The sequence below is a fragment of the Brevibacillus sp. RS1.1 genome, assembly GCF_013284365.1.
Taxonomy (GTDB): domain Bacteria; phylum Bacillota; class Bacilli; order Brevibacillales; family Brevibacillaceae; genus Brevibacillus; species Brevibacillus brevis_D.
In genome coordinates, this window is sequence record NZ_JABSVA010000001.1 from 91,382 (window position 1) to 113,911 (window position 22,530).

At 45.1% G+C, this 22,530-nt stretch carries 20 protein-coding genes and 2 pseudogenes; 8 read left to right on the plus strand and 14 right to left on the minus strand.

Annotated features, from left to right (window positions below):
- Positions 1-35 precede the first annotated feature (35 nt).
- The 3 genes and pseudogenes from HP570_RS00270 to HP570_RS00280 all read left to right on the plus strand — a co-directional run.
- The gene (locus HP570_RS00270) at positions 36-1,205 is read left to right on the plus strand and encodes an HlyD family secretion protein (protein WP_173624551.1); all 1,170 of its coding nucleotides are present in this window, start codon (positions 36-38) and stop codon (positions 1,203-1,205) included.
- Positions 1,202-2,401, plus strand: a complete 1,200-nt coding sequence (locus HP570_RS00275; protein WP_309139168.1) for an ABC transporter permease — start codon at positions 1,202-1,204, stop codon at positions 2,399-2,401. The genes HP570_RS00270 and HP570_RS00275 overlap by 4 nt, the downstream gene beginning before the upstream one ends.
- Positions 2,402-2,437: 36 nt before the next feature.
- Positions 2,438-2,629 (plus strand): annotated as a pseudogene (locus tag HP570_RS00280) (NAD-dependent epimerase/dehydratase family protein); the annotation flags it as partial.
- 59 nt (positions 2,630-2,688) lie between these two features.
- On the opposite strand, the gene HP570_RS00285 reads toward HP570_RS00280, so the two are convergent.
- On the minus strand, positions 2,689-2,877 hold the full coding sequence (locus tag HP570_RS00285; protein ID WP_173624506.1) for a hypothetical protein: 189 nt from the start codon (positions 2,875-2,877) through the stop codon (positions 2,689-2,691).
- Between HP570_RS00285 and HP570_RS00290 the strand changes: the two are divergent.
- Positions 2,859-3,197, plus strand: a pseudogene (locus tag HP570_RS00290) (tyrosine-type recombinase/integrase); the annotation flags it as partial. The gene HP570_RS00285 and the pseudogene HP570_RS00290 overlap by 19 nt on opposite strands.
- Positions 3,198-4,398: 1,201 nt before the next feature.
- Here HP570_RS00290 and HP570_RS00295 read toward each other — a convergent pair.
- The 9 genes from HP570_RS00295 to HP570_RS00335 form a co-directional block, all read right to left on the minus strand.
- Positions 4,399-5,088, minus strand: coding sequence for a DUF4241 domain-containing protein (locus tag HP570_RS00295; protein WP_173624552.1), 690 nt, complete (start codon positions 5,086-5,088; stop codon positions 4,399-4,401).
- Positions 5,089-5,168: 80 nt separating this feature from the next.
- Positions 5,169-5,876, minus strand: coding sequence for a purine-nucleoside phosphorylase (deoD, locus tag HP570_RS00300; RefSeq protein ID WP_015891320.1), 708 nt, complete (start codon positions 5,874-5,876; stop codon positions 5,169-5,171).
- A gap of 183 nt (positions 5,877-6,059) precedes the next feature.
- Entirely contained in the window at positions 6,060-6,809 is a 750-nt protein-coding gene (locus HP570_RS00305) for a glycosyltransferase family 2 protein (protein ID WP_173625115.1), read from the minus strand.
- Complete coding sequence (locus tag HP570_RS00310; RefSeq protein WP_173624553.1) at positions 6,769-7,644, minus strand: glycosyltransferase; 876 nt, start codon at positions 7,642-7,644, stop codon at positions 6,769-6,771. The genes HP570_RS00305 and HP570_RS00310 overlap by 41 nt, the downstream gene beginning before the upstream one ends.
- A gap of 146 nt (positions 7,645-7,790) precedes the next feature.
- Entirely contained in the window at positions 7,791-9,011 is a 1,221-nt protein-coding gene (locus HP570_RS00315) for a D-alanyl-D-alanine carboxypeptidase family protein (RefSeq protein ID WP_173624554.1), read from the minus strand.
- 71 nt (positions 9,012-9,082) lie between these two features.
- Entirely contained in the window at positions 9,083-9,898 is an 816-nt protein-coding gene (locus HP570_RS00320) for a GTP pyrophosphokinase (RefSeq protein ID WP_173605998.1), read from the minus strand.
- A gap of 15 nt (positions 9,899-9,913) precedes the next feature.
- On the minus strand, positions 9,914-10,786 hold the full coding sequence (locus HP570_RS00325) for a M23 family metallopeptidase (protein ID WP_173624555.1): 873 nt from the start codon (positions 10,784-10,786) through the stop codon (positions 9,914-9,916).
- A gap of 104 nt (positions 10,787-10,890) precedes the next feature.
- Complete coding sequence (locus HP570_RS00330) at positions 10,891-11,148, minus strand: hypothetical protein (protein WP_015891327.1); 258 nt, start codon at positions 11,146-11,148, stop codon at positions 10,891-10,893.
- Positions 11,149-11,334: 186 nt separating this feature from the next.
- On the minus strand, positions 11,335-11,541 hold the full coding sequence (locus HP570_RS00335) for an alpha/beta-type small acid-soluble spore protein (RefSeq protein ID WP_015891328.1): 207 nt from the start codon (positions 11,539-11,541) through the stop codon (positions 11,335-11,337).
- Between the two features lie 251 nt (positions 11,542-11,792).
- On the opposite strand from HP570_RS00335, the gene HP570_RS00340 reads away from it, so the two are divergent.
- Positions 11,793-12,671, plus strand: coding sequence for a 5'-3' exonuclease (locus tag HP570_RS00340; protein ID WP_015891329.1), 879 nt, complete (start codon positions 11,793-11,795; stop codon positions 12,669-12,671).
- A gap of 59 nt (positions 12,672-12,730) precedes the next feature.
- On the opposite strand, the gene HP570_RS00345 is transcribed toward HP570_RS00340, so the two are convergent.
- The 3 genes from HP570_RS00345 to HP570_RS00355 all read right to left on the minus strand — a co-directional run bounded on the left by HP570_RS00345 (position 12,731) and on the right by HP570_RS00355 (position 16,213).
- Positions 12,731-13,030, minus strand: a complete 300-nt coding sequence (locus tag HP570_RS00345) for a MarR family transcriptional regulator (protein WP_173624556.1) — start codon at positions 13,028-13,030, stop codon at positions 12,731-12,733.
- 150 nt (positions 13,031-13,180) lie between these two features.
- Positions 13,181-14,899: a hypothetical protein gene (locus tag HP570_RS00350; RefSeq protein ID WP_173624557.1), complete on the minus strand. Its 1,719-nt coding sequence runs from the start codon at positions 14,897-14,899 to the stop codon at positions 13,181-13,183.
- A 12-nt stretch (positions 14,900-14,911) separates the two neighbouring features.
- Positions 14,912-16,213, minus strand: coding sequence for an AAA family ATPase (locus tag HP570_RS00355; RefSeq protein WP_173624558.1), 1,302 nt, complete (start codon positions 16,211-16,213; stop codon positions 14,912-14,914).
- 233 nt (positions 16,214-16,446) lie between these two features.
- Between HP570_RS00355 and HP570_RS00360 the strand changes: the two genes are divergently transcribed.
- Both HP570_RS00360 and HP570_RS00365 read left to right on the plus strand, forming a co-directional pair.
- Positions 16,447-17,841 (plus strand): hypothetical protein, encoded by a 1,395-nt coding sequence (locus tag HP570_RS00360; protein ID WP_173624559.1) that lies wholly within the window; start codon positions 16,447-16,449, stop codon positions 17,839-17,841.
- A gap of 155 nt (positions 17,842-17,996) precedes the next feature.
- A complete protein-coding gene (locus tag HP570_RS00365; RefSeq protein ID WP_173624560.1) occupies positions 17,997-19,028 on the plus strand; it encodes a YkvI family membrane protein in 1,032 nt (343 codons plus the stop codon).
- A gap of 179 nt (positions 19,029-19,207) precedes the next feature.
- On the opposite strand, the gene HP570_RS00370 is transcribed toward HP570_RS00365, so the two are convergent.
- Positions 19,208-21,154, minus strand: a complete 1,947-nt coding sequence (locus tag HP570_RS00370) for a hypothetical protein (protein ID WP_173624561.1) — start codon at positions 21,152-21,154, stop codon at positions 19,208-19,210.
- Between the two features lie 123 nt (positions 21,155-21,277).
- Here HP570_RS00370 and HP570_RS00375 point away from each other — a divergent pair, with 123 nt between their 5' ends.
- Positions 21,278-22,513, plus strand: a complete 1,236-nt coding sequence (locus HP570_RS00375) for a hypothetical protein (protein WP_173624562.1) — start codon at positions 21,278-21,280, stop codon at positions 22,511-22,513.
- Positions 22,514-22,530: the final 17 nt, after the last annotated feature.

Below are 22,530 nucleotides of genomic sequence, written 5' to 3' on the forward strand. Positions count from 1 at the left end.
TGCACAAATAGTAATAATTTGGGAGAGAAACCACGATGAAAAAAAATATAGCAACCATCGTTATTTTAATAGTGATAGCAGCTTTAGGTGGATTTGGGCTTCTACTAGGCGGAAAAGATGCTGTTTCACTCGCCATGCAGCAAAAAGGCAGTATTGTAACCGCTGAACAAATTAATGTTTCGTTCCAACAGGTGGGTGGAAAGGTAACAAATGTTGGTGTACAGGAAGAGATGGAAGTAAAAAGAGGGGACGTAATGCTTCAGTTAGATCCCACTGACGTCAACCTGCAAATTGCCAAAGTAACATCAGACATTCAATCGACAGATATCAGGATCAAACAGATGCAGGATTCCATTCGAATTGGTGAACAGAAGATAGAAACCCAAGAGAGTCAAGCGTCTCTTGGGATTCGGAGTGCTCAAACGGCTGAAAGCAAAATTTTAGAAGGAACCAGAAAGGAAGAACTGGAAAAGCAGCGCCTGGCTGTTGATACGGCAAGTGAATCCTTGAAAAACGCTCAGACCAATTATGATCGGATCCACTCATTATATGAAAGCGGTGCGGTTCCAAAAGCATCCTTGGATACGGCTTACCTTCAAGTAACCAGTGCGCAAAATTCATTGAAGCAACAGGATGAAACATATCGCCAAATGAGTAGAGGTGCACAACAACAAGATAAAGATCTGGCACGCCAGGCGACGGAAAAAGCAATGCTGGGTTTGGAAGTGATCGCACAGTCTAAAGCGGAATTACAAAACAGCGCATTAGGAATCGACTTGTTAATCAAATCAAGGGAAGCCTTGCAAATTCAACTGGAGTCGCTTCGCGTTCAAAAAGATCGTCTGACTCTTCGTGCGCCTCATGATGGAAAGATTGTCAAAGTAATCCCCAAAACGGGTGAGAACGTTTCCGCTGGTGTTCCAGTTATCTTGTTAGAGACGAACCAGATATACTACGACTTTTATGTGGATGAGACCCAGGCTGCGAAGTTCAAGGTTGGTCAATCGGTTGCTGGTCACTTGGTATCGACTGATCAGGATATAACTGGGATGATTAAATTTATTACGGCCGCGCCCCAGTTTGCGAGTCTCCGAATGAGCAGAGAAAAAGGTCAATCCGATCTGAATACCTTTCAGATCCGCGTATATCCTGAACGTACAAAAAACATTCTCCCGGGAATGACCATTGAGGTGAATATAAAGTGAGGGCTTTTCTTGAAGAATGGAATTTGATGTTAAGTGGCAAATTTGTTCGAAAAGCAATCCTTACCCCTCTAATTCTTTCGGTTTTCTTTGGGTATGTATTTAGCAACAATCAAATTGTCAAGACACCTATAGCGGTCATAGACGAGGATAATAGTTTATACAGCCAACAACTGATTAACAGGGTAAACGCTTCCCAATATATTGATGTAAAGACAATTCTTCACCAGGATGTTGATCCTGAGGTGCTTCTCTCCAATGAAAAGTACATAGCGGTGATCTATCTCCCGCACGGATTGGAGCAGAACCGTTACCAGGGCAAGCAGTCCAACATCGGCTTTCTGGTAGATTATTCGGTCCCATCTGCTACAGGAAATTTACGCTCGGCTATGACGGAAATCATCTCAATTGAGAATAGCACGGCTCCAACAGTAGGGAAATTGAAAGCGTTGGGGTTGGTCGATGATCAGATCTCGGCTACGATTTCCAACCTTGCGCTTCAGCAGCGATTCCTATTTAATCCGACGAACGATAATCTGAATTTTATAGGCATCGGTTATATCACCATTATTTCTTTAGGAATCATTTATGGACAAACCCTCACCATCGTTCCACGTTTACGGGTGGAAGGTAGGCTGGCAGATGATTTGAAGCAGCCAATCGGTTTATTGTTGAGAGTTGTGCCTTACACGATCGTCTACATGATAGCCATGATTTTTACGTTAGCAGCGCTTAAACAAATCGGGGGCATGCGTTTCGTTGCAAGCCCATTGGAATATATAGTACCCCTTGGATTATTTTGTTTAGTGAGCGCATGGCTTGGAATGTTGATAGGCTGGACTGCCAAGCATCCGCTTAGTGCTGCTGGGAGGGCACAGATACTGATCTCGCCTGCGTTCTTGTTATCTGGTGTGCTTTCCCCCATAATCCTCTTTCCACAGCCCATCCAAATCATGAGCAATCTGATCCCGGCAACATGGTACTTCAAAATCTTCCGTGGAATGGGTCTTCGTGGCGGAAACATGATGTACTATTGGGAAGAGCTTGGGGTGTTTCTTCTAATGTTAGCCGTTATTTTTGTTTTCTTGATCTTGCTAATTACGCGGGAGCTCAAGAAACGAAATCAGACCAAAACTGAAGAAACCTCAGAAGAAAGAGAGCCAAGTGAGAATCTCAGCATGAGAGAGCAAGTCACCTGACAGTGGGGCTTCAGGGTTGCTGAAGCAAGTGGTGTTGTTGGACGCTTTTTACTTCCGACAATAATACAAGCAGGTCACGAAGTGATCGGAATGACTCGTCGAGAGGAACAAGGACAGGCGATCGAAAAATTAGGAGCAAAAGCTGTTATTACAGATGTGTTTGATCGGGAGCAGATCGTAAAGATCATAAGGGGGTACCGCCAACAAAGTGCGGATTTTGTACGCTAAGCCCTGATTGACAGAAAAAAGGCCGGTATCCTGTACGCTAAGGAAAATCGGCTTTTTCGTTACTCTTTCTTTTTCAATTCCTCGATCTGCTGCTCATATTCTTTTTCCTGCTTTTTTAAATCTTCTTCATGTTCCTTTCTGATCTGCTCGATCCGTTCATAAAGAGCCTGAATTTTAGTCGTAGGTTCTTCATTTGCTTTTTGAAGCTTGTCCTGGAACTCCGTACGCAGAAGTACCGCTGAATGCAACCTGCCGGACCATCTTGGAAAAGTATTTGGCGGACTTGTCTCCAGATAGTCCGTATCTATTCCCATCAGAAAAAACTGGTGACCGTTTAACTGAACGTGCTTTACGACATCTCATTCAAAAATACATGAAGTTAGCTCGATTAGAAGGATTGAGTGCTCACGATTTACGCCATCGATTCGGCTATGTCATGGCCGACAACACTCCATTACATCGGTTAGCGCAAATTATGGGGCACGACAGCTTAGATACAACAATGATTTACGTCAAAGCAACACGTGCTGATTTACAATCCGAAGTAGAAAAAATAGCTTGGAAATAATATGAAAGGATGAGCAGTGTATGCCGGTTAGAGGGAGAGAATTACTAACACCAGACGAAAGAAATGAACTCATGAGGATTCGTCCAGACATGAGTGAATGGTAACTCGCTATCTAAGCAAATGTTATTAGAGAATATTACACTAAATGTTGCCAAAGAGTTCTGTAAAGCAAGGATCAATCGAGATGCTCAAATCGTTTTTGTGTTTAACAACAGAATTTAATGACGATAAAAGAGTAGAATAAACACCAAATTTCCAGTACATGAAATGCTTATTTTATGTACTGAATAAGAAAAAGCAAAAAAATGCAGGTCAGATTTTAGATAGTCGTGTCGTAAACATAAATATGTCTATGCACAAACAAGTCCACCAGTGATTTTTTATGGTGGACTTGTTTGTGTCATAAGACAGTTATAGCAGTATGTTTGTGTGCTAATTATTACGACACAAACATGCTACTGAACACAAAAATCAGTCCTGATTAGTAGTATGTTTGTGTCGTGAAATTACTTGAAAGTATGTTTGTGTCGCCAGACAAGACACCATCGCTAATGTCCCATTTTCTTTTGCACTTTTTATAAGTTTACATAATATATATTATCGGACTCAAAATGAAATGCGTAATTTCTGAGAGGGGTACTCACCTGTTTATCAGTTTTATGTCACAAGCTCGTTCGTACAAGGATCTAATGAAAAGATGGTGCAAATACATGCATGTACCGAAACTTGCTTTTTTAAAAATCTAATTAGTAATCAGAAACTCTACCAGTATGTTTATCAGTTTCACCATAAGATATTAACAAGCAGTAACAATATTACTGTCTGAACCATCTATCATCTAATAAGACCACACAGACATTTATCAACAATCTACATAAATCGCTTAAATTTCACCAAAATAAAAAAATTCACTTTAAATAAAAAATAATATTTACATTTATTGTAAATTCATTTATATTATAATTAAGATCACTATAACTAAAAACGCCAGGAGGTCCCCAAATGACCAAAGTAATTCCAAAATCTAAAACGATCGCCCCTACACCGAAAAAAAGATCGTACGAAAATACGTTGAATAACCTGGCGCAATACCTCGAACGAAATAAGAAAAAATAACCAATAAAAAGAGTGCCACTGGAGGCACTCTACTTTGGCGTCTATAAGCTTTTCTTCTCTCTTCCTTCCCCGTTTACCCCGACTTCTATTCTTCTGCAGTTCTCATCCAATCCAACAAGTAAAAATCTGTTACCAAACGTGCGATCTGTCCTTCCGTATCATAACCGATATAGCTCGCGTAGCTGCCGTCTCCCCAACCCGTTGAAAACATAGCCACATTAGAGCCTTCCGCCAAATCTATTAGCCCCCAACTCCGCGTATGTTTATATGTTTGATCCATTTTCTTTGTCAATGTCTCATAAAACATTTCGTCCTTCTCCATTTCACGTTCCAAAAGCGCGCAGGCCTCTGCATCCATGAACGAGCCTGTCCCCGCATCCACACCGTAGCCAAAAAATTCACCTTCGCCAAGCTGTGACACATCTGACTCTGGCCAAACAGCCATTTTCCAAGACACGACAGGTTTATCTGAGAAGACAATCCGTGCCAATGCTACCCGTTCATCTGGCTCCAGAGCGTCATCCGTTTGCTCATCGTTTGACAGGGATTGAACTTGCGCAATAGCAAGCTGTACGGAAAAGCTCCCTTTTGGGAAAACCTCCTGAAATGGTTCAGTCTCAAACATGACAAACGGATCGTTCGCTACGATTTTTCCGGTTTTTATTTGAAGCTTGCCCATATCTTCACGGAACAGCCTGTATAAATAGCCTTCCTGCTCTTGCGTATACCCTTCGTCAAATGCCGTTTCAAAAAAGGCAGGGCAGTTATGTTTCATGATTCCATCCCCTTTTTCCATTCTCTACATAAAATCCCACTGACGATAGTTTGCCAGTGGGATGTCGTCTGCATGCTAATTTACTTGATCAGAGCTGCGTCCAGCGCGACTTCAATCATTTCATTGAAAGTCGATTGGCGCTCGTCAGCGGAAGTTTCTTCACCAGTAAGAATGTGATCACTCACGGTAAGGATAGACAATGCGTTGCGTTTGTATTTTGCAGCCAATGTGTACAGCGCGGAAGATTCCATTTCAATAGCAAGCACTTGGTAGGATGCCAATTTTTTGTACAAATCCAAGCTCTCGCGATAGAAGCTGTCGCTCGTAAAGATATTCCCTACCTTGACAGGCAGATTGCGCTCAGTCGCTACTTGATATGCTTTGTGCAACAATTCAAAGTTAGCAGTAGGAGCAAAATCAATCTGGTCGAACAAGAGACGATTCGTTTGGGATTCGGAGGATGCGCTCATGGCGATAATCACGTCACGAACTTTGATGTCTTCCTGGATCGCGCCGCATGTGCCTACGCGGATCAGGTTTTGAACGCCATACGATTGCATGAGCTCATTGGCGTAGATCGAGATAGAAGGAACTCCCATGCCCGTTCCTTGTACAGAAACGCGCTTACCTTTGTATGTACCTGTGAAGCCGAGCATGCCACGCACGTTGTTGTAGCACTCTGCTCCTTCGAGGAAAGTTTCAGCAATGTATTTGGCCCGTAGCGGATCTCCCGGCAGCAGGATAGTTTCAGCAATTTGACCTTGCTGTGCTCCAATATGGATACTCATAATCTGTTTGCTCCTTTATCAAGAAAAAATGACCTACTTGCCTATCGTACTACAAAAACCGAACAATGCAAAGTCAAGAGATCAAATGATTCCAGCGGCTTTTGATGGCGCGTTTGCGCGCAACTTTTGAAAATAACGAATAAGCGATACCCACAGTTGGCATCGCCTCGACAACGGTTTCATTCATTTGAGGGGCATTACGTAATCCATTGCTTCTAGATGATCTCCCAAGATCGTCTGGTTAACGCTCGATTTATTCTTGCTTGGTGTCGCTCTTTTTCTCGTATGCTTTGCTGATGCACTGAAAGGAGATGACATGACACGCAATTGTTTGTGTAGTGCAATGGCGTGCGCAACGGCAGGTACGGCCAAATGTTGAACGCCGATGGTAGCGGCAGCTTGTCGTGTCATAGCAAAAGGTAAATCGTACATCGAGGACGTTCTTAGTTCATGACGTGAAACCAAGGAATTGAGAAATGTCTTCGCTAGCAAAATGGTATCCGCTTCCATAATTGATTGTCGAAGGGGTGTCATGCACCTTCTCAACGTGATGTCTGCTCCTCGGTAACACGTTCTGACAAAGGACTGCATATCATTTGCAGCTACAACTTGATCTGCATCGAGAAACAACCACACATCTCCTGTGGCCTCCCTGGCACCAATGGCTCTCCATACATCATCCCCCAAAGAAAACGGGTACACAAGCGCGGTGAGTGGACAGGAGGAATAAGCGAGCTTTTTCACCGATTGATCCGGGCAGCCTTCCACAACGAGTACGATTTCCATGGGCCGAAGCTTCTCAATTTGTCTGAGTACTTTTTGGATTGTCCGCTCGTGGTGAACAGAGAGGATGACACTTAATCGATATCCATTCTGGCCTTTTTCTTTGCCATTAATGTGCTCTTCTCTGCGTTTTTTTGTGGGATCGCGCATATTTCGCTTTGCGTTTGCCACCCCGTCCACCGCCCTCCTTAACGCGCGATTCTAGATGAATGACCGAGCGCAGATGCAAAACGTCCGATGCATGCACCAAGTCGCGGTGTCGTTGACCATCCTGCTCTGCGCGGCGCTGCTTCGTTCCACCCGTTAGTAGCTGGATTGCCTTCGCATGCTCCCGATAAATCGTACGGATGTCTTTTTGCACGATATCACAAGTGCCAATTGGTTGTTTTTTCGCAGCAAACGGGGCGATTGTCGTCATTTTGAGCCCCAAGACAGACGCTTGAACCATAGTAACCGCCGGATTGAATAAAGTCTTGAAACCAATGGCCTCCAGAGCATTTCTGCTCAAAGCAACGGGAATATTGTCAAAGGAAGCGGACCCCATGCTTTTTTGACCAAGAAGATGGTTCAACAGGCAATAGGCACTGTGTGCTGAAAGTTCTCCTCTTTTGGATCCCCCGTGGTCCGAGCATGTCGTGATAATGACATCCCATCCCTTTTTGACCAGCGTGACATATTTCTTCAAGTATAAGAGAGGCATGGCGAGTCGCTCGTCGATAAAAAGGACAACGTCTCCCCTCGCGTGAGCAGAGCCGATCGCTCTTGCCTCATGACTGTCAACTTCTAAACCGGTTGAAAGGACTAGTACTCCCCATTCATTGGAAAGATTAGCTTCTTGGGAGCTCATTCCGTTGCATATGACGATTACTTCCGTGTGTGGATCTATTCTTTTAACAACAGAGAGTAGTTTCGTCATATTCCTGGCGTTGTCACTCATTGGGATGATGACGGACACGGCAGGGCGATCATAGATTCGGTTGTCCATCTCACTCCCCCTCACCAGAGAAAAGTTCTTTCTCTAATGTACGTTCATTTTCCACAATTGGACACGGCATCTATCCCCCACAGTTGACCTAACTAAAAAACAGGACGCGCATGGTGCTACGTCCTGTTTGGATTCTCATTTTTGTATTAGTAGAACCGTCGTTGCAGACTGCGCTCGCGAATTCGTTTATTCCTCTGGACACGGGAAAACGTATACGCGATTAAGAAAAGGTTCATTCCTAACCAGACGATTAATACGCTATAGCGCGCCAGTGGATGTGGGTTGCCACTTTCTGAATCCCCAAATATAGTAGCAGGAGCTGGCGCAGGCGGATCATGGCGAAGCAACGGATAAGAGATGGCTAGCTTGCCAGCGTGGACAGACAGACTCCCATCTGTTTTTAGCTCTACCAAAGGCTCCACCCCTTTGGGAACCGTCGCATACAAATCTTCCTTGGCTGTAAAAGTCACAACCGAGGTATTGCCAGGAACAGCTACTTCTGAAAAAGAATCTCCTTTTTTGGCAATAAATTTGGTCTCAAATCCTTGAAAGCCAAAGTCCAGTAGCTTTTTTATATCTTTGTATGCATTTGCACTAGTAGACGCCTTCATTGTGACAGCGATGAGCTCTGTTTCTCCACGCTTGGCAGAGCCTACCAGCGTATGCATCGCCTGATCTGTAAACCCGTTTTTGATGCCAGTCGCCCCTTCGTATTCGCGCAGGAGCTTGTTATGATTCACTAGCACTGTTTCCCACGTTTGTCCATGCCAAGGCAGCCGCTTGGTACCGACAATTTCCCTAAATACGGGGTTTTTCATCGCGTACCGCGATATTTTGGCCATGTCAGCGGCAGTCGTGTAATGATTCGGGTCATGTAGTCCGTGTGGATTGGCAAAATTCGTTTCGGTGACCCCTACTTTTTCTTTCAAATAGGCGTTCAAATCCACTGCAAAACGCTCTGTCGTCTGGCTCATATGCTCCGCAATCGCTGTACCAGCGTCGTTGCCCGAATTCATGAGCAGTCCGTACAACAAATTGCGGAGGGAAATCTTTTCTCCCTCCTCTAAATAAACACGTGTCCCTTCTTCACGACGTGCTTTTTTTGAGACGGTGACAGTGTCATCCAGATTCCCTTTTTCTATCGCGTAAATACCTGTTGCGATTTTCGTAATACTAGCAGGGTACAACTTCTCATGAGGGTTCTTTTCAAACAAGACTTGTCCCGTTGTAGCATCAATCAGAATGGCTGATTGTCCAATGAGAGTGTTAGGCTCCAGGCTTGATGACTCCTCGGCAAAAGCGGAAGGCATGCCTAGGTTGAACAAAACCATCACCACAACGAGTAGGTTCGTTAGTAAAAAGCGCATGTTAGTCTATATCCTTTCCTACTTTGTCGCGTTATTTCAGGTTACATTTGGTCTGTAGACAACTAGAGACGTTATTTCAACCGTATTCCCAACAAATCGTGAATCATTTTAAACTTAGGATTGTCCGCAAAAGCCTCTTCGAAACCGCTGACATGTTCCCTGTACAAGGCTGCGGCGGAATCCAAATCCTGCTTGACGTACAAAGAAAATATTTCTTCCAGTTTTTCTTCCAGTGTCGTATCAACTTCTGCCGGTGTGAGAATTTCTTGGCGCAAATTGTTCATCAACACGTCGAGCTGATGTGTGATTACAGACGCTTCATGAAGCTGCTGCAACACGTCTGCCGGAATGTTGCCCGCATATTTGTAGCGCAGTTCATGTTCATTTGTCGCCCAGAAGTTCATTCCCAATGTACGGATTTGAATCTCACAAAAAAGTGTTCTCTTTTCGCTGCCGTGGTAGACCGTATACGAAACGATCATGTGAATACTTCTGTAGCCAGATTCCTTCGGAGCTGCTATATAGTCTTTGACATCGTGAATGACAATATCCTCCCGCTCCTGCAGCAACTGCAGCACCTCGCGCACGTCGTCTACATAGCGGCATACGACTCGAAGGCCCGCGATATCCTGGACTTCCCTGGCGACGTCACTTTGCCAATGATCTCCCAAAAAGTCGATTCCTTTTTCATTTGCCTTCTTTACTAAACTGTCGACTTTTTTCACTCGTCCGACAACGAATTCAATAGGAGAATAACGGCCGCTTTTTTGAAAGCCATATTTAATTCCTTTTAGTTTTAACTTTAGCTCTTCAACTGCCTGTTCATACGGCGCCAAGAAATGAACCATGTTGTTGAGTACTTTGCTTGGCACATTTGTGACTCTCATAAAGACACCTCCAAATTACTTCCAGAGGAAAGGTGATGCATCAAAAAACGGCTGCGGATTTACATACGTATTACCTACTAACATGCCGTAATGAAGGTGAGGACCTGTAGAAAAACCGGTGCTACCCATTTGTCCAATCACCTGTCCCTGTTTCACTTCTTGCCCTGTCTTTACATCTAGCTTGGACAAGTGAGCATAGATGGAAAAAATATTTAACCCGTGATCGATGATGATGGTATTGCCTGTTAAGTATAAAGAGTCGGCCAGAACCACTTTCCCGTGGTTGCTCGCCCCAATTGGCGTACCTGTTTTGTTCGCGATGTCAATCGCCGCGTGTCTGTTGGCTGGTACACCATTTACTACGCGCTGGTAGCCAAATGGAGTCGTTAATTTTCCGACTGCCGGCTGTTGAAACGGCTCCGAGAAATACGGAATCGCTCGCGAGTTTGATCTAGCTGCATTGATCTTTTTTTGATCTGCATTGATTCGTTTTGTATCCTGTCGCATGTTGTTGAGCTGTTTACTTACCGTAAGCTTGTCTACTTCAAATTTTTTCGGTGCGATTGTCACCGTTACGGAAAGTTTTTTGTCTGCAGATGTAACTTTATAGGTCCCTGCTTTCGTGTTAAAAGGAATCGGGATAAACCGGGCATACTCATCCTGTGTCTTTTGCAATTGATAGTTCTGAGAGAATACCGTTACGGTTTGTGGCTCTTTACTGCGTACAAAAATAACGTCCCCAGGATATGTTTTGGCTGGCGTTACGCTAATCGCTGGTTGTTGTTTCGTCGTTTGGGCGTAAACTCCTTCTACTGTCTGGCTGAATATGCTTGTCCCAGGGACGAGCAATGCTGTGGCCAACATGAAACTAACCATTGATTTAAACATAGACATGCTCCCTCCCATTTTCTAGTATAACAAAACACACCCTGAAAGGAAAAAGAAAAAGAAGGCTAATGAGCTAGCCTTCTCCAATCATTCCAAATGTAATTTTACTGTTTCTTCGAATAATCCGACATCATTTCCATGATGGATTGCACGCCTGTCAGCATTTCGCTTGCACGTTTGGTTTTTTGTGAGATGCCTTCAAAATCAAGTAACCCTTTTTTGCGTTCGTTCCATCTTTTAAACAATTCTTCCGCCATACCGGGGTTGCTTTTAACCGCTCTAATCCGCATGGAATCTTCGAGGACCCATGCTTCAAATTCGGGATGCTTTTTTAAAAGCTGCTTGACTTCTTTTTTCTTCATAGCCGGACGTCGCTCCTTTCCACTGGACAAACGAGGATAGTTAACTGTTCGTTACACCATATGACTAGTCCGCGATTGTGCTTGTGTGTTTGCACCACACAGGAAAGAAAAGGGCTATTCATGGCAAACATAGAAAGGCCCCTAAAAAGGGACCTCTCTTCATCCAGCTATTTACTTGTCTGAACGTTAGACTTGACGACCTGCCAATTGTTGCTCTGCGAAGCTCACCAGACGCTTAGTAATTTCTCCACCAACAGAACCGTTTTGGCGAGAAGTAGTGTCTGGTCCGAGATTTACACCGAATTCAGATGCAATCTCATACTTCAGTTGATCCAAAGCTTGGTTCGCTTGAGGAACTACCAGGTTGTTGCTGCCCGAGTTGTTGTTAGCCATGATTGATTCCTCCCGACGCGGTTTTTTCTCCCGGGACGGATTTGAACCGTCAGCTTGTTGCTTCTCGCCTTGAGACCGGAAGTTGATTTTCAAGAGGTGGTTGTTGACCTCTTGTGGTACTATCATCCCACCGCAAGAAAAGTACATACACGTTTTCTCCCGATATTTCTGTTGTAAAATCTGACAAGGTTGTCCCGCTCCTTTATGCTATAATGGTGCGTATAGTTTGGTAGTGAGAGGGGCAAGGTTTTGTGAGTGATTCTGGAAAAGTACTGCTCATCGATGGTATGAGCTTTTTATTTCGCGCCTTTTATGGTTCTGCTTGGGGTGGAGCCTATCGCCAGACTTCAACAGGTGTGTACACAAATGCAGTTTACGGATTTACAAAAATGATGCTCGATTACGCAGAGTTGACACGTCCTTCTCATCTCGTAGTGGGCTGGGATGTCGCTTCGCGCGAGTCTTTGGTGCGCAGTCAATGGTATGACGGCTATAAATCAAATCGCCAAGCGGCACCGGATGAGCTCATTCCACAATTCGATTTGGTAAAAGAAGTAACGGATGCATTCTCGGTTCCGAACTTGGGTTGCCCTGGCTTTGAAGGCGATGATGTATTGGGCACGCTCTCCACACGTCTTTCCGAAGAAGGACACGAGGTCATCATTGCGACAGGTGATTACGATAGCTTGCAGCTCATATCTGAGCGAGTGAGTGTAAAAATCCTGAAAAATGGCGGTAAACACGAGCATTATAATCCTGCGAGTCTCTTGGCATTGCGTGGAATTACACCTGAACAGGTCGTGGATGTCAAAGCTTTAATGGGAGATGCCTCTGACTGTATCCCAGGCTGCCCAGGAATTGGTGAGAAAACAGCGACAAAATTGATTACCGAGCATGGTGATCTGGACAACCTATATGTAAATCTGGCAAACTGTACGCCTAAAATGCGCAGCAAGCTGGAAGAAAATCGCGATCAGGTATACTTGAGCAGAAAACTGGCTACGATTATTCGGGATGTTCCGGTGGAGTATGCGCTGGAGGATGCCCTATGGGAATACGATCGTCAAGTCGTTCAGAACAAATTCGACGAGCTTGAATTCGGACGTACGATGGCCGCGAGAGTTGGCTAATTGGGTCATGAGCATCGGCTGAGAAGAAGCGGACTACCCCTTTTTTTCAGCCGATTTCTTTATGCACTGCATAATCGCTCCGTCAGTGAAACCCACACAATCCGGCGATCCATTTGGTCTCGGTACCTTCGTACCAAATTTTCCTCCTCCAGCCTACTAATTAAGCCTGAAGTTGTACTGTTTGACAAATCAACAGCCTTACTAAGGTCCCCCATTGTTCTTGGCCCGTTTTCAAGAATTTCGAGAATCAATACTTGTTGCCAATTGATATCATTTGTTTTTAGCTCTTTTCGTGCAATATTTGAAAATAATACATTGGCTCCCTGTATAAGCTTGGCCAGCTTAATCAGTCTCTCCATAGAGTCCTCCTTCTGCTATTTTATTGGCTACGCTCAGCATAGGCGAAACAATTAAAGAAAACAGTGGGTAAGAGTTAAAATTTTTCTTAAACGAAATGAAAAAATCCCGTCCCACGAGAGGAGACGAGATTTGGAAGTACGTCGAACAACTTATTTGGCTGTTTGAAAAACATCTAGGAGCAGCCCTGTATTCTCCTCCCCATCCGCTTCCCAGCTCGTCGCAAATTTGACGCGATGAGAAACGCCCAGCAAATCATACGCTTGTACGAGATGCTGCCTCGCAGAACCCACAATCAAGCTGTGCAAGCGAACTTGTTTATGCTGGCCCAAAGAGATGAGTTTTTCTTGGACATAAGTAGAAATTCCCCCAATTCCATCCGTTACCATGACAAAATCTGCTCCGCGCCACGCCTGTTCCTTTTCAACCAGCTCGATGGCTCGCTTCATCGGAGCGTCAAAGTGAGTCCCACCGCCAAACGCCATTTGCGCCAGGCCGTAAAAGGCAGGCCAATCTGGCTTCTTGTGATAGAGCGGTTGCTCCTTAATCTCTCCTTTTGCCCCGAACAAGAGGAGGATAAAATCGCGCTTTTCCAGCATCGAGAGGGCAGCAAACGTCATGATGAAAATTTGCGCAAGCCGCAGCTTACTTCCCCGCATCGAATGGGATGTGTCCAGCATGCAGATCACCGGACCCTTTGGCGGCTCTTCTACCCATCCCGAGGTATCGTAGGTCATGAGCTTTTGCTCCAGCCATTTGAGCATGAAGTAATTCTCAAAGTCCGGATCAGCGAGAAGCACCGCTTCACCAGGCAGCATGTGTGCAATATCGCCCGATTGTCGCAAATCATAGTATTCCTCTGGAAAATGTCTGGAGCGAATTTCTTTGCGCTTTACACGAAAGCGATGGACTTGCCTGCCTACCTCGTTCAGAAAAGCGACCAGATCCGGATGGCGCTTCAATTTCTCAATCCATTTCAAATACTGCTCAAAGCTTTGCCTACGCAGCTTTCCTAACTCATGCCCCCAGCTTCGGTTGGCAAAACGCTGACTGGCCGTAAATACCTCTTCGACAAAAAGCGTATCGAGTTCCTCAGTGGATAGCGTCGCCTTTAACGATTGCTCCAGCCAGTGTCCCAGCTCTTTTTCAAAAGCGGCGATCGCTTCCTTCTCTTGCTTTTGCAATCGATCTAGCTGCTTTTCGCGTTGGACGAGCTCCCCCTCCAATTTTTTTACCTTTTGCAGAAGCTTAGTCCGTTTCGTGAACTGTACTTTCATTTCTTCTTGCAGCTCGGTAATGCGATTTTGCAAGGACAGTACCTCTGCCCGCACTAACGGCTTGGTGTCCATGGCTTCCTGCTTATCCTCCACGATGCGCTTCCCCTGTTGAAGGGTATAACCGACTAACTCGAGCTTGGCCTTTTGTTTTTCTGTCAGTAGCTCGGAAAGCTGTGCTTGTTGACTTCCCTCCTGGCCTTGCTGGTCTTTCAAGCCAGTTAAGAGCGGAGAGAGCCGTTGATCCTTTTCCCGCTGCTTCACTTCCTCGGAAAACGTCTCTGTCAGCCACAGCAAGGCCTTGATTGCGGTTTTGAACGACGCACTTTCCTGCCCGACTGTACGTGGATGAATCATGCGTGTAAAATACTGCTTCATGAGCGTACGAATCATCCAATGATGAAAAGGAGTGGATTCTTGCGTCAGATCGATCTCCGGCTTTTCCAAATAAAAGACGAGGAAAAAGTCAGCCAAGAGATCCAAATCAAACCATGCTGCTCGTGCCTGCGCTTCATGAACCCATTCCTGAGCTGTGCGCGAAGAGGCGAGGTATGTTTCAAATACATAACGATCAACACCACTAGCGCGAATGATCATACGAGCTACCCCCTACAACGTAAAATCATAATCCGCCCCGGGGATTTCCTTGTCAAAAATCGTCCGATACGTGCGCTGGAGTTGTTGTAAAATCCGTTCGCCTTCAATTCGCAGATACGAATATTTAACTGCGTATTTTTCTGCATGAGGAATCAAACGGTTTTTTTCCAGGACATAGGCATGCAGATCGTGCTCCCGCTTCTCCCACTGAATAAGACGATTACGCAAGTCTCGTGCCGTCTCTTCTACTTCTTCGCGACTCTCCTCCAACAACCGGACATTGCGCTCCATCGCTTCCTTGCCCAGCTTTGCGCCCACTTCTTTTTTAAACTGGAAAGCATGCAGCTCCGATTCTTTTTCCTTCCATTTATCTGCAATTTGTCCGAAGCGTTGGAGTGGTAATTCATTCTCCATATCATTCTTCAGCATTTCCGTAAATTGTTGTTCAAACGCTTCCTGCATAACAGGTAAATCCTCAGGGACATTCCACAGCATATGCGGAGTGAAAACCGTGTCCCAGATCGTCACTTGCTCACGTCCATGCAAGGCAGCAGAAGTGCGCCATACATGCGCGATTTTGCTCCAACGGCGGTCGGAGAGCACATACTCTTTTGCTTCCAAGTCTTGTTTGAGGCGGTACAGAAAATAAATGATGGTTTCTGGAATGACCACTTGCTTCGCTGCTACTTGAATATCCTTCACGTCATACAGTGAGAACACAACAGGAAGAGGCGTCGTTGGCAAAGAAAACATGCGCTCGTAGCTGGACGCCTGCTTCAAATAGTGAACCTCATAACGGAACAGGAAGCGGTCATAAAGAGCAGTCAATTGATCATCGTCATCGGGAAGCTCATTCGATGCAGCGATTAAGAACTGCAACGGAACCTCCTCTTTTTCTCTGCCATTGAAATAAACTCGTTCGTTCAATATAGAAAGCAGCGCATTCAGAATCGCGCTGTTCGCTTTGAAAATTTCGTCTAAAAACGCAAACTGAGCGTTGGGTAAATAGCCAGCTGTTTTTCGTACGTATTGATCCAGTTTCAATTGCTGAAGGGAGACTGGACCGAATATCTCATCAGGAGTCGTAAAACGGGTAAGCAAATACTCAAACCAATGTTCCGATCCAAAAAGCTGAGAGACTGATCGTGCCAACTGAGACTTCGCTGTTCCCGGCGGACCGATTAACAAAGCATTTTCCCCGCTCATGATGCCCAGCATTAAAAGGCGAATCAGTTCACTTCTTTCCAGGAAACGGCGCTCCAAAAGCTCAATTGCCTGGTCCATTTTACGTTGGATGGGTGTAGTCGAATTCATCGTAGTTGGCTGCACGACGGACTGATTACGAACGTCGATGTGCCGATCCCCCTCTCTTGCTTGGAACCCAAATGTACGTCATTCATTAATAGTGGCATATCGTGGACAAAAATGCCAGTTTCCAGTTGGTTCACTCGTCTGCTCTGTGATGTGCGTTCACCCATGGCCTATTTTTCGCATATGTTGTGACAACAAGGTACTTCCATCGGAGTAACGAAGAAGGAGGGTGCTACATGGGAATCGAGCTTTTGTGGATACATGGTGTGTATGTTTTGTTCGTGATCGGCATTATTCTCGTAATGGTTTTGCGAAAAGATACGAGTCTGATTAGTATCGTAGGTATAGCGATCATCGGCTTCGTCGCGACAGGCTCTGTGACAACAGCCGTCGGTGGAATATTCGGCAGCTTCATCTATGCGATTACCGAGCTATTACCGACGATTTTAGTCATCTGCATCATCGTTGCGATGAGTCACGTTTTGACCGATACAGGCGTAAATGAAACGATGATTCGGCCGATGACCCATTTGGTTCGAAATCCAACATTAGCTTATTGGGTCATCGGGATCGTCATGATGGTCATTTCCTGGTTTTTCTGGCCTTCTCCAGCTGTCGCCCTGATCGGTGCTGTCATGTTGCCCGTCGCATTGCGCGCTGGCCTGCCGGCAATGGGTGTCGCCGTTTCGATGAACTTGTTTGGACATGGGATTGCACTGTCCGGTGATTATATTATTCAAGGCGCCCCCACTTTAACCGCCAAAGCCGCAGGAATTCCTGTCACGGACGTGATTTCGGCCAGTGTCCCTCTTGTGATTATTATGGGCGTCGTGGCAACTGCAATCGCATTCTGGTATTTGAAAAAAGACATGAAGCTCGGCGTGCTTGCGTCTCCCAAAGAAACTGTCGTGCCCGATGCTGTTTTTACTTCCGCACGAGTCCCTTTGTCTGATGGCGTGCGGCGTACGTTGGCTGGACTCGTACCGGTATTATTTGTTCTCGATGTCGTGGCCATGTTTGCTTTTGATTTACACGGTGGTGATGCAACGGCGCTTGTGGGCGGAACTGCCTTGCTCATTCTCGTCATCGCAACGATGCTCGCGCACAAGAAAAGTGGTCTCGAGCAGGTAACGACACATCTCATTCAAGGCTTTCAGTTCGGGTTTAAAGTATTTGGTCCGGTCATCCCGATTGCTGCGTTCTTTTATATGGGCGACAGTGGGTTTATCAAGGTGTTTGGGGAGGTCCTGCCGCAGGGTTCACACGGAATCGTGAATGACCTCGGCGTGGCGCTTGCACAGACGATTCCCATTAGCAAGGAAGTAGCTGCTCTCACTGTATCCGCAGTAGGTGTCATTACAGGGCTGGATGGCTCAGGCTTCTCCGGGATTACACTGGCTGGCTCTTTGGCTCAACTATTCGCAACTGCTCTGGGTGCCGGTGCCGCTATGTTAACTGCACTCGGTCAAATTGCCGCTATCTGGGTCGGTGGTGGAACGATCATTCCTTGGGCATTGATTCCTGCTGCAGCAATTTGTGGAGTAGACCCTTTTGAGCTGGCGAGACGAAATTTGTATCCCGTGGCGATTGGGCTTTTGGTCACGACAATCGCGGCGATGTTTCTTTTGTAAAATGTCAGTATTTATACGAAAAAGCGAATGGTCACAAGCCATTCGCTTTTTTCATGGGGTGTTTGATTAGATAGACGCGTTTTCTCATTCTGTTTTTCTCCGAGACTCATACACTTGTACTAGCCTCTATTTGGATGGGAAAGGAAAAAACCAGTATGAAGTTGTGGGGAAAAAGTATCCAAGTCGCAGCAACGTACATTGGAACCGTCGTAGGCGCCGGGTTTGCGAGCGGTCAAGAAATCCTCGCGTTTTTCACTGCCTACGGCCATGCCGGAACAATCGGCATCCTGCTCGCCACCTCTCTTTTTGTTTGGCTGGGCTACAAGATGATGCTAATCGCTCATCATTTGCGCACACCCTCCTATGAATCCTTTAATCAAAAACTGTTTGGACCGATGATCGGTCGTACGATGAATATTTTGGTATTTCTCACCCTTTTTGGCGTCACGACTGTCATGTTGGCAGGAGCGGGCTCGGTCTTGGAGGAACAGTTCGACATTCCGTATTTGGTCGGGACCGTCGCCACCGTTCTGTTCGCCCTGTTGCTTCTGCGAAAAGGGTTGGAGCAGTTACTCGTCGTGAATGCGATCGTCGTTCCGTCCATGGTATTGTTCGCTTTGCTCATTTTGCTGGATGGCACCGCAGAATCTCCCATGCCGCTCTCGACCCCAACTAATTACTCCTTCTTATGGAAAACAGTCTTATACGTATCCTTTAATCTAGCCATGGCCCAATCCGTTCTCATCCCGATCGGCTATGCAATCCGCAACAAGGTTGTTTTGTTACGGGCAGCCGTTATTGGCGGAGTCGTGCTTGGATTCATGCTCCTCGTCGTCCATACTGCCATGTTGGCCAACTGGGACGATGTCCGTCTCATGAATATCCCGATTCTTTTTGTAACGGAGCAATGGAATGAATGGCTCCAGCTGTTCTTTGTTTTCGTGCTCTACTCCGAGATTTTTACCACGCTGATTTCCAACGTCTTCGGGATTGGTCAGCAGCTGCGTGAGTTATTGGACGTTCCGGAAACGCGGCTTTACTTGTATTTGTTTTCTACTGCTTTCGTTTTGTGCCTGATTGGGTATAGTCAGTTGCTCATGTTTTTGTATCCGTTGTTTGGGTATTTGGGGTTGTCTACGCTCTGTCGGATTTCGCTTCCAGGGAATGTAATCAGAAAGCGGTTTTGATTGGACGACCATTAGACATTTTCGAACCCTCTCCAATGACGATAATGTTCGGATTTAAGGTGATCGAAGGGCCCGTACAAAAGTATTACCCCCGTAATTTTTTTAACAACGAGCAAAAGGCTATCTTAAAAAACGAACAATTATCATATGTATAGCCATAAAGTATGGAATTCGTTATCTCAAACATTTTTCTTTCGTAATACTTCTGCATACTTTTCTATAGATTCCAGTTCCATGAGCCGAATCAAATTCATCGCCTTGCTTTCCCAATTCTCTATTTGATCCTCTTCATATAACAGCTCAATGAATGGTTCGTACAAACACGGGCTTTTGGTTGCGACAGGATGTTTTCGGTCCACTAAATGAGCCCACTCTAGATATCGTTGGGAAATCGAGTAAGCGATGGTGCCGTCATCAGTCTGTAACAACGGGTAATCATAGCATAGCTTTGACAGGATTTGATCAGTATGAACAGAAGCGAAAGGCGATTCAGAAAGAGCATCTCCTAGACGTCTTTCTAAACGTGTAAACGCAGCTTTCAGCGCTTCGCCACTTCTCTTTGATTTACCAAAGTCCCGCTCCACCGTATTCCCGATTTTCTTATCCCATTTCACGCGTTTGATTTGGTCAATGGCAAACTCTACATTCCGATTTCTCCAGGCTTCAGCTGTTCTGTGATACACATCGAATGGTTCTTTACCAGCCCTCGCCTGCCAACTCGAGGGATGAAAGGCGTTACCGCCAACCTCAATAAGCCCATGATCTACACGTATACTTCCTTCGAGTGCATATAGTAAAAGTAAAGGTTCATAGATTCGATAGATGTGAGCAGCGATCTCATTTCCTTCTTTGGCACAAGTCATATAGTATAACGTTAGCTCACTAACGGATTGAACACGGTTACCCCTCATTCTTGCCACGACTGTATTTTTCTTTGCGATATCATGCTCGGCTGGTACACCTGCTGCACGATAAGGATGAAAGTACAGTGGGTGAACATTCATTGGATGAGCTTCGATGAATACGTGGATCCGTCGCAAATATTCATGGAACAGGAAATAAACCACGTTATTCTCAGCTGAAGTACTTCTATGGCTATGGTGGTTTGCCAGGTTGGCTATATACGTGATCAGCTTTAGAATCCGTTCATTTCCGTTGCACAAAGCAAATTCCAGCAGACTATGATCAAAATCTTCGATAGGCAGCTCAAGCGCTGGAAATTTCAATAAAAAGTCTTCGATTGGTCGCTCTCTCTGGTAGTTTTTCTGTCCCGTTACATACAAATAGATGTCTTTCGCTTCCTTTACCTGAGGAAGGGTGATCATGGAATAATCGCAGGTTCTATACAAACGAGATTGAAAATGAAACATTTCCATCGTATTCTTGACTTCAGCACGTTCGCGATCATATTGGTAAGAGCAATCAAACGGAAACCCACGCAGAATGAAATAACTGCTAAGGTCGAGCTGCGTAAGATCAGCGACTTCCATCGCATAAGCCACCGCATATATTCCCATTCCATTTCGAACATGAACATATAACCTGCCATCGTGACTCTTCCACCATTTTTGATAACCCTGACTCGCCTGCTCAATAAGAATCGGTTTCTGTTCTATACGTGAGAGCCAATGCGAAACGTCTGACTGTTCTATCCATTTTACTACCCATTGTTTTTTCTCTCGAAGCAGGCTGTATTTGACACCTTCACTCTCTAGCAGTTCCTCCATATTTTCAGCAAATACTTGAAACGTAGTATGGAGTAACGTATACAACTTGCCGTCCTCACCTATATATCCACCCTTACTCAACCGATCATCCATCACATAAAAGCACTCTACTACCTTTTGACCTTCATAATTTAATACCTGGGGTATTCTCCGTTCCTCTCCATCTCGATGCGCAAAGCTCCCCCATAAATCGATGCAAAAACGATTGTCGATCTCTCCCCCAAATGAATAGCTCAAGCCTCCATACTTTTCCTGCACATCCAACAAAGCATCAAAAGCTGGAATGCCCTTCTGTTGTAGGATTTTTTTTACTTGCTCTCTGTCCGTAATGGTTTTCCTTCTTGTACATTGCTGAACAAAAGCCTTCGCTGTTTCTGACAATTTGTCACCGCCAGGCATATTCGTAGCCTCCTTTCGAGACTTTAGATTTAATTTTTACACCAACAATGGTAACATTTGTAACAGTTGAAACGTCATTCGTTAAGGCCCAACTCATCAAGCTACTAGAAAGGAATTCCTATCGTGAAATTTTCTACCCTATTAAAAACCATGCTCGTTCTGTTACTCACGTTCTTCTCTACTTCGCCAATCAAGGCCGAAGAGCAGCAGGACCCATCAAGAGAACCGCAATTACCAGTGGTGTATCAAAACCTGCAAATACCGTCTCATTTGACAGAGCCATTCTTTCTTTTCACGAAGCAACCACTTTACAAGTATGATTCACCTCCAAAGAGTTACACCATGTCATTGGTTTCACCGTCTGGAAAAGTAATAATAAGCAATTACCTCGCTTATAAAAGTGAAGTGTACCCGCTCCAAAATGGATACGGATATTATTTTGATTCCCCCTTTTTTAAACATATGGACTATTTCCTTTACGATAAACAGGGCAATGTTAAGAAAATGACTACTTGTTGCGATATTGGCTCTTTCAAGCAGATACATGGGGAATGGTTTACGGGCACAGACTATCCAGGAAACCTGCCGTATCTGTACAATGCCAAAACAAGGAAAATTACCAAGAAGTTTCCAGACGCGGATCATCCAATCTACTTAGCCGAACCGACTACGAAAACGTTTGATCCGTATTACTTGCCCTATGGTGGACTGGTAAAAGACGCAAAAGGGGATGAATACTACAAGTTGGGCATGAGAAATATTCATGGAAAAATACTGAGCAAGCCATTTTTTGATGAATATTTCGGATATGGTGAAGGCTGGCATCGTGTGAAAATAAACGGCCAAACGCATTTTATCAGCAATGAAGGCAAAATTATGCTGAAGCCTTCCCGTAACTATAAAGTCGAATCGAATATGCACAGTGGAGCATTCATTGTCTCAGGCAAGCTGGGGAACGAAGAATTTTATGTGCTAATGAATAAAAAGGGACTCATTGTGTCCAAAAAGTATGCGTTTATCCACCCAACATCCGATGGTCACTTTCTCGCAGTGACGAAAACCAACAAGCAATATACCTTTTCCAAAATAAATGCAACGGATAAAGTCGTCTCACCCCAACAATATTTGCTAAATAAGCCAGAACAAATGAAAGAGCTCAAGCAGACGGGACAGTTGTTCCATACCGAAACCCAGATCATTGCGAACACAGCTAACAATAAAAGCTTCAACTTTCCACATCAATTGTTGATCACCCCTACGAATGAGACAGTCGCCATCGAGTACACCATCTCAGGGACTAAAAAGATCGGTGTGTATACGCATGACGGCAAACTGATCTACGAGGAGATTATCAAATAAGTAGGTACAGTGAGCCT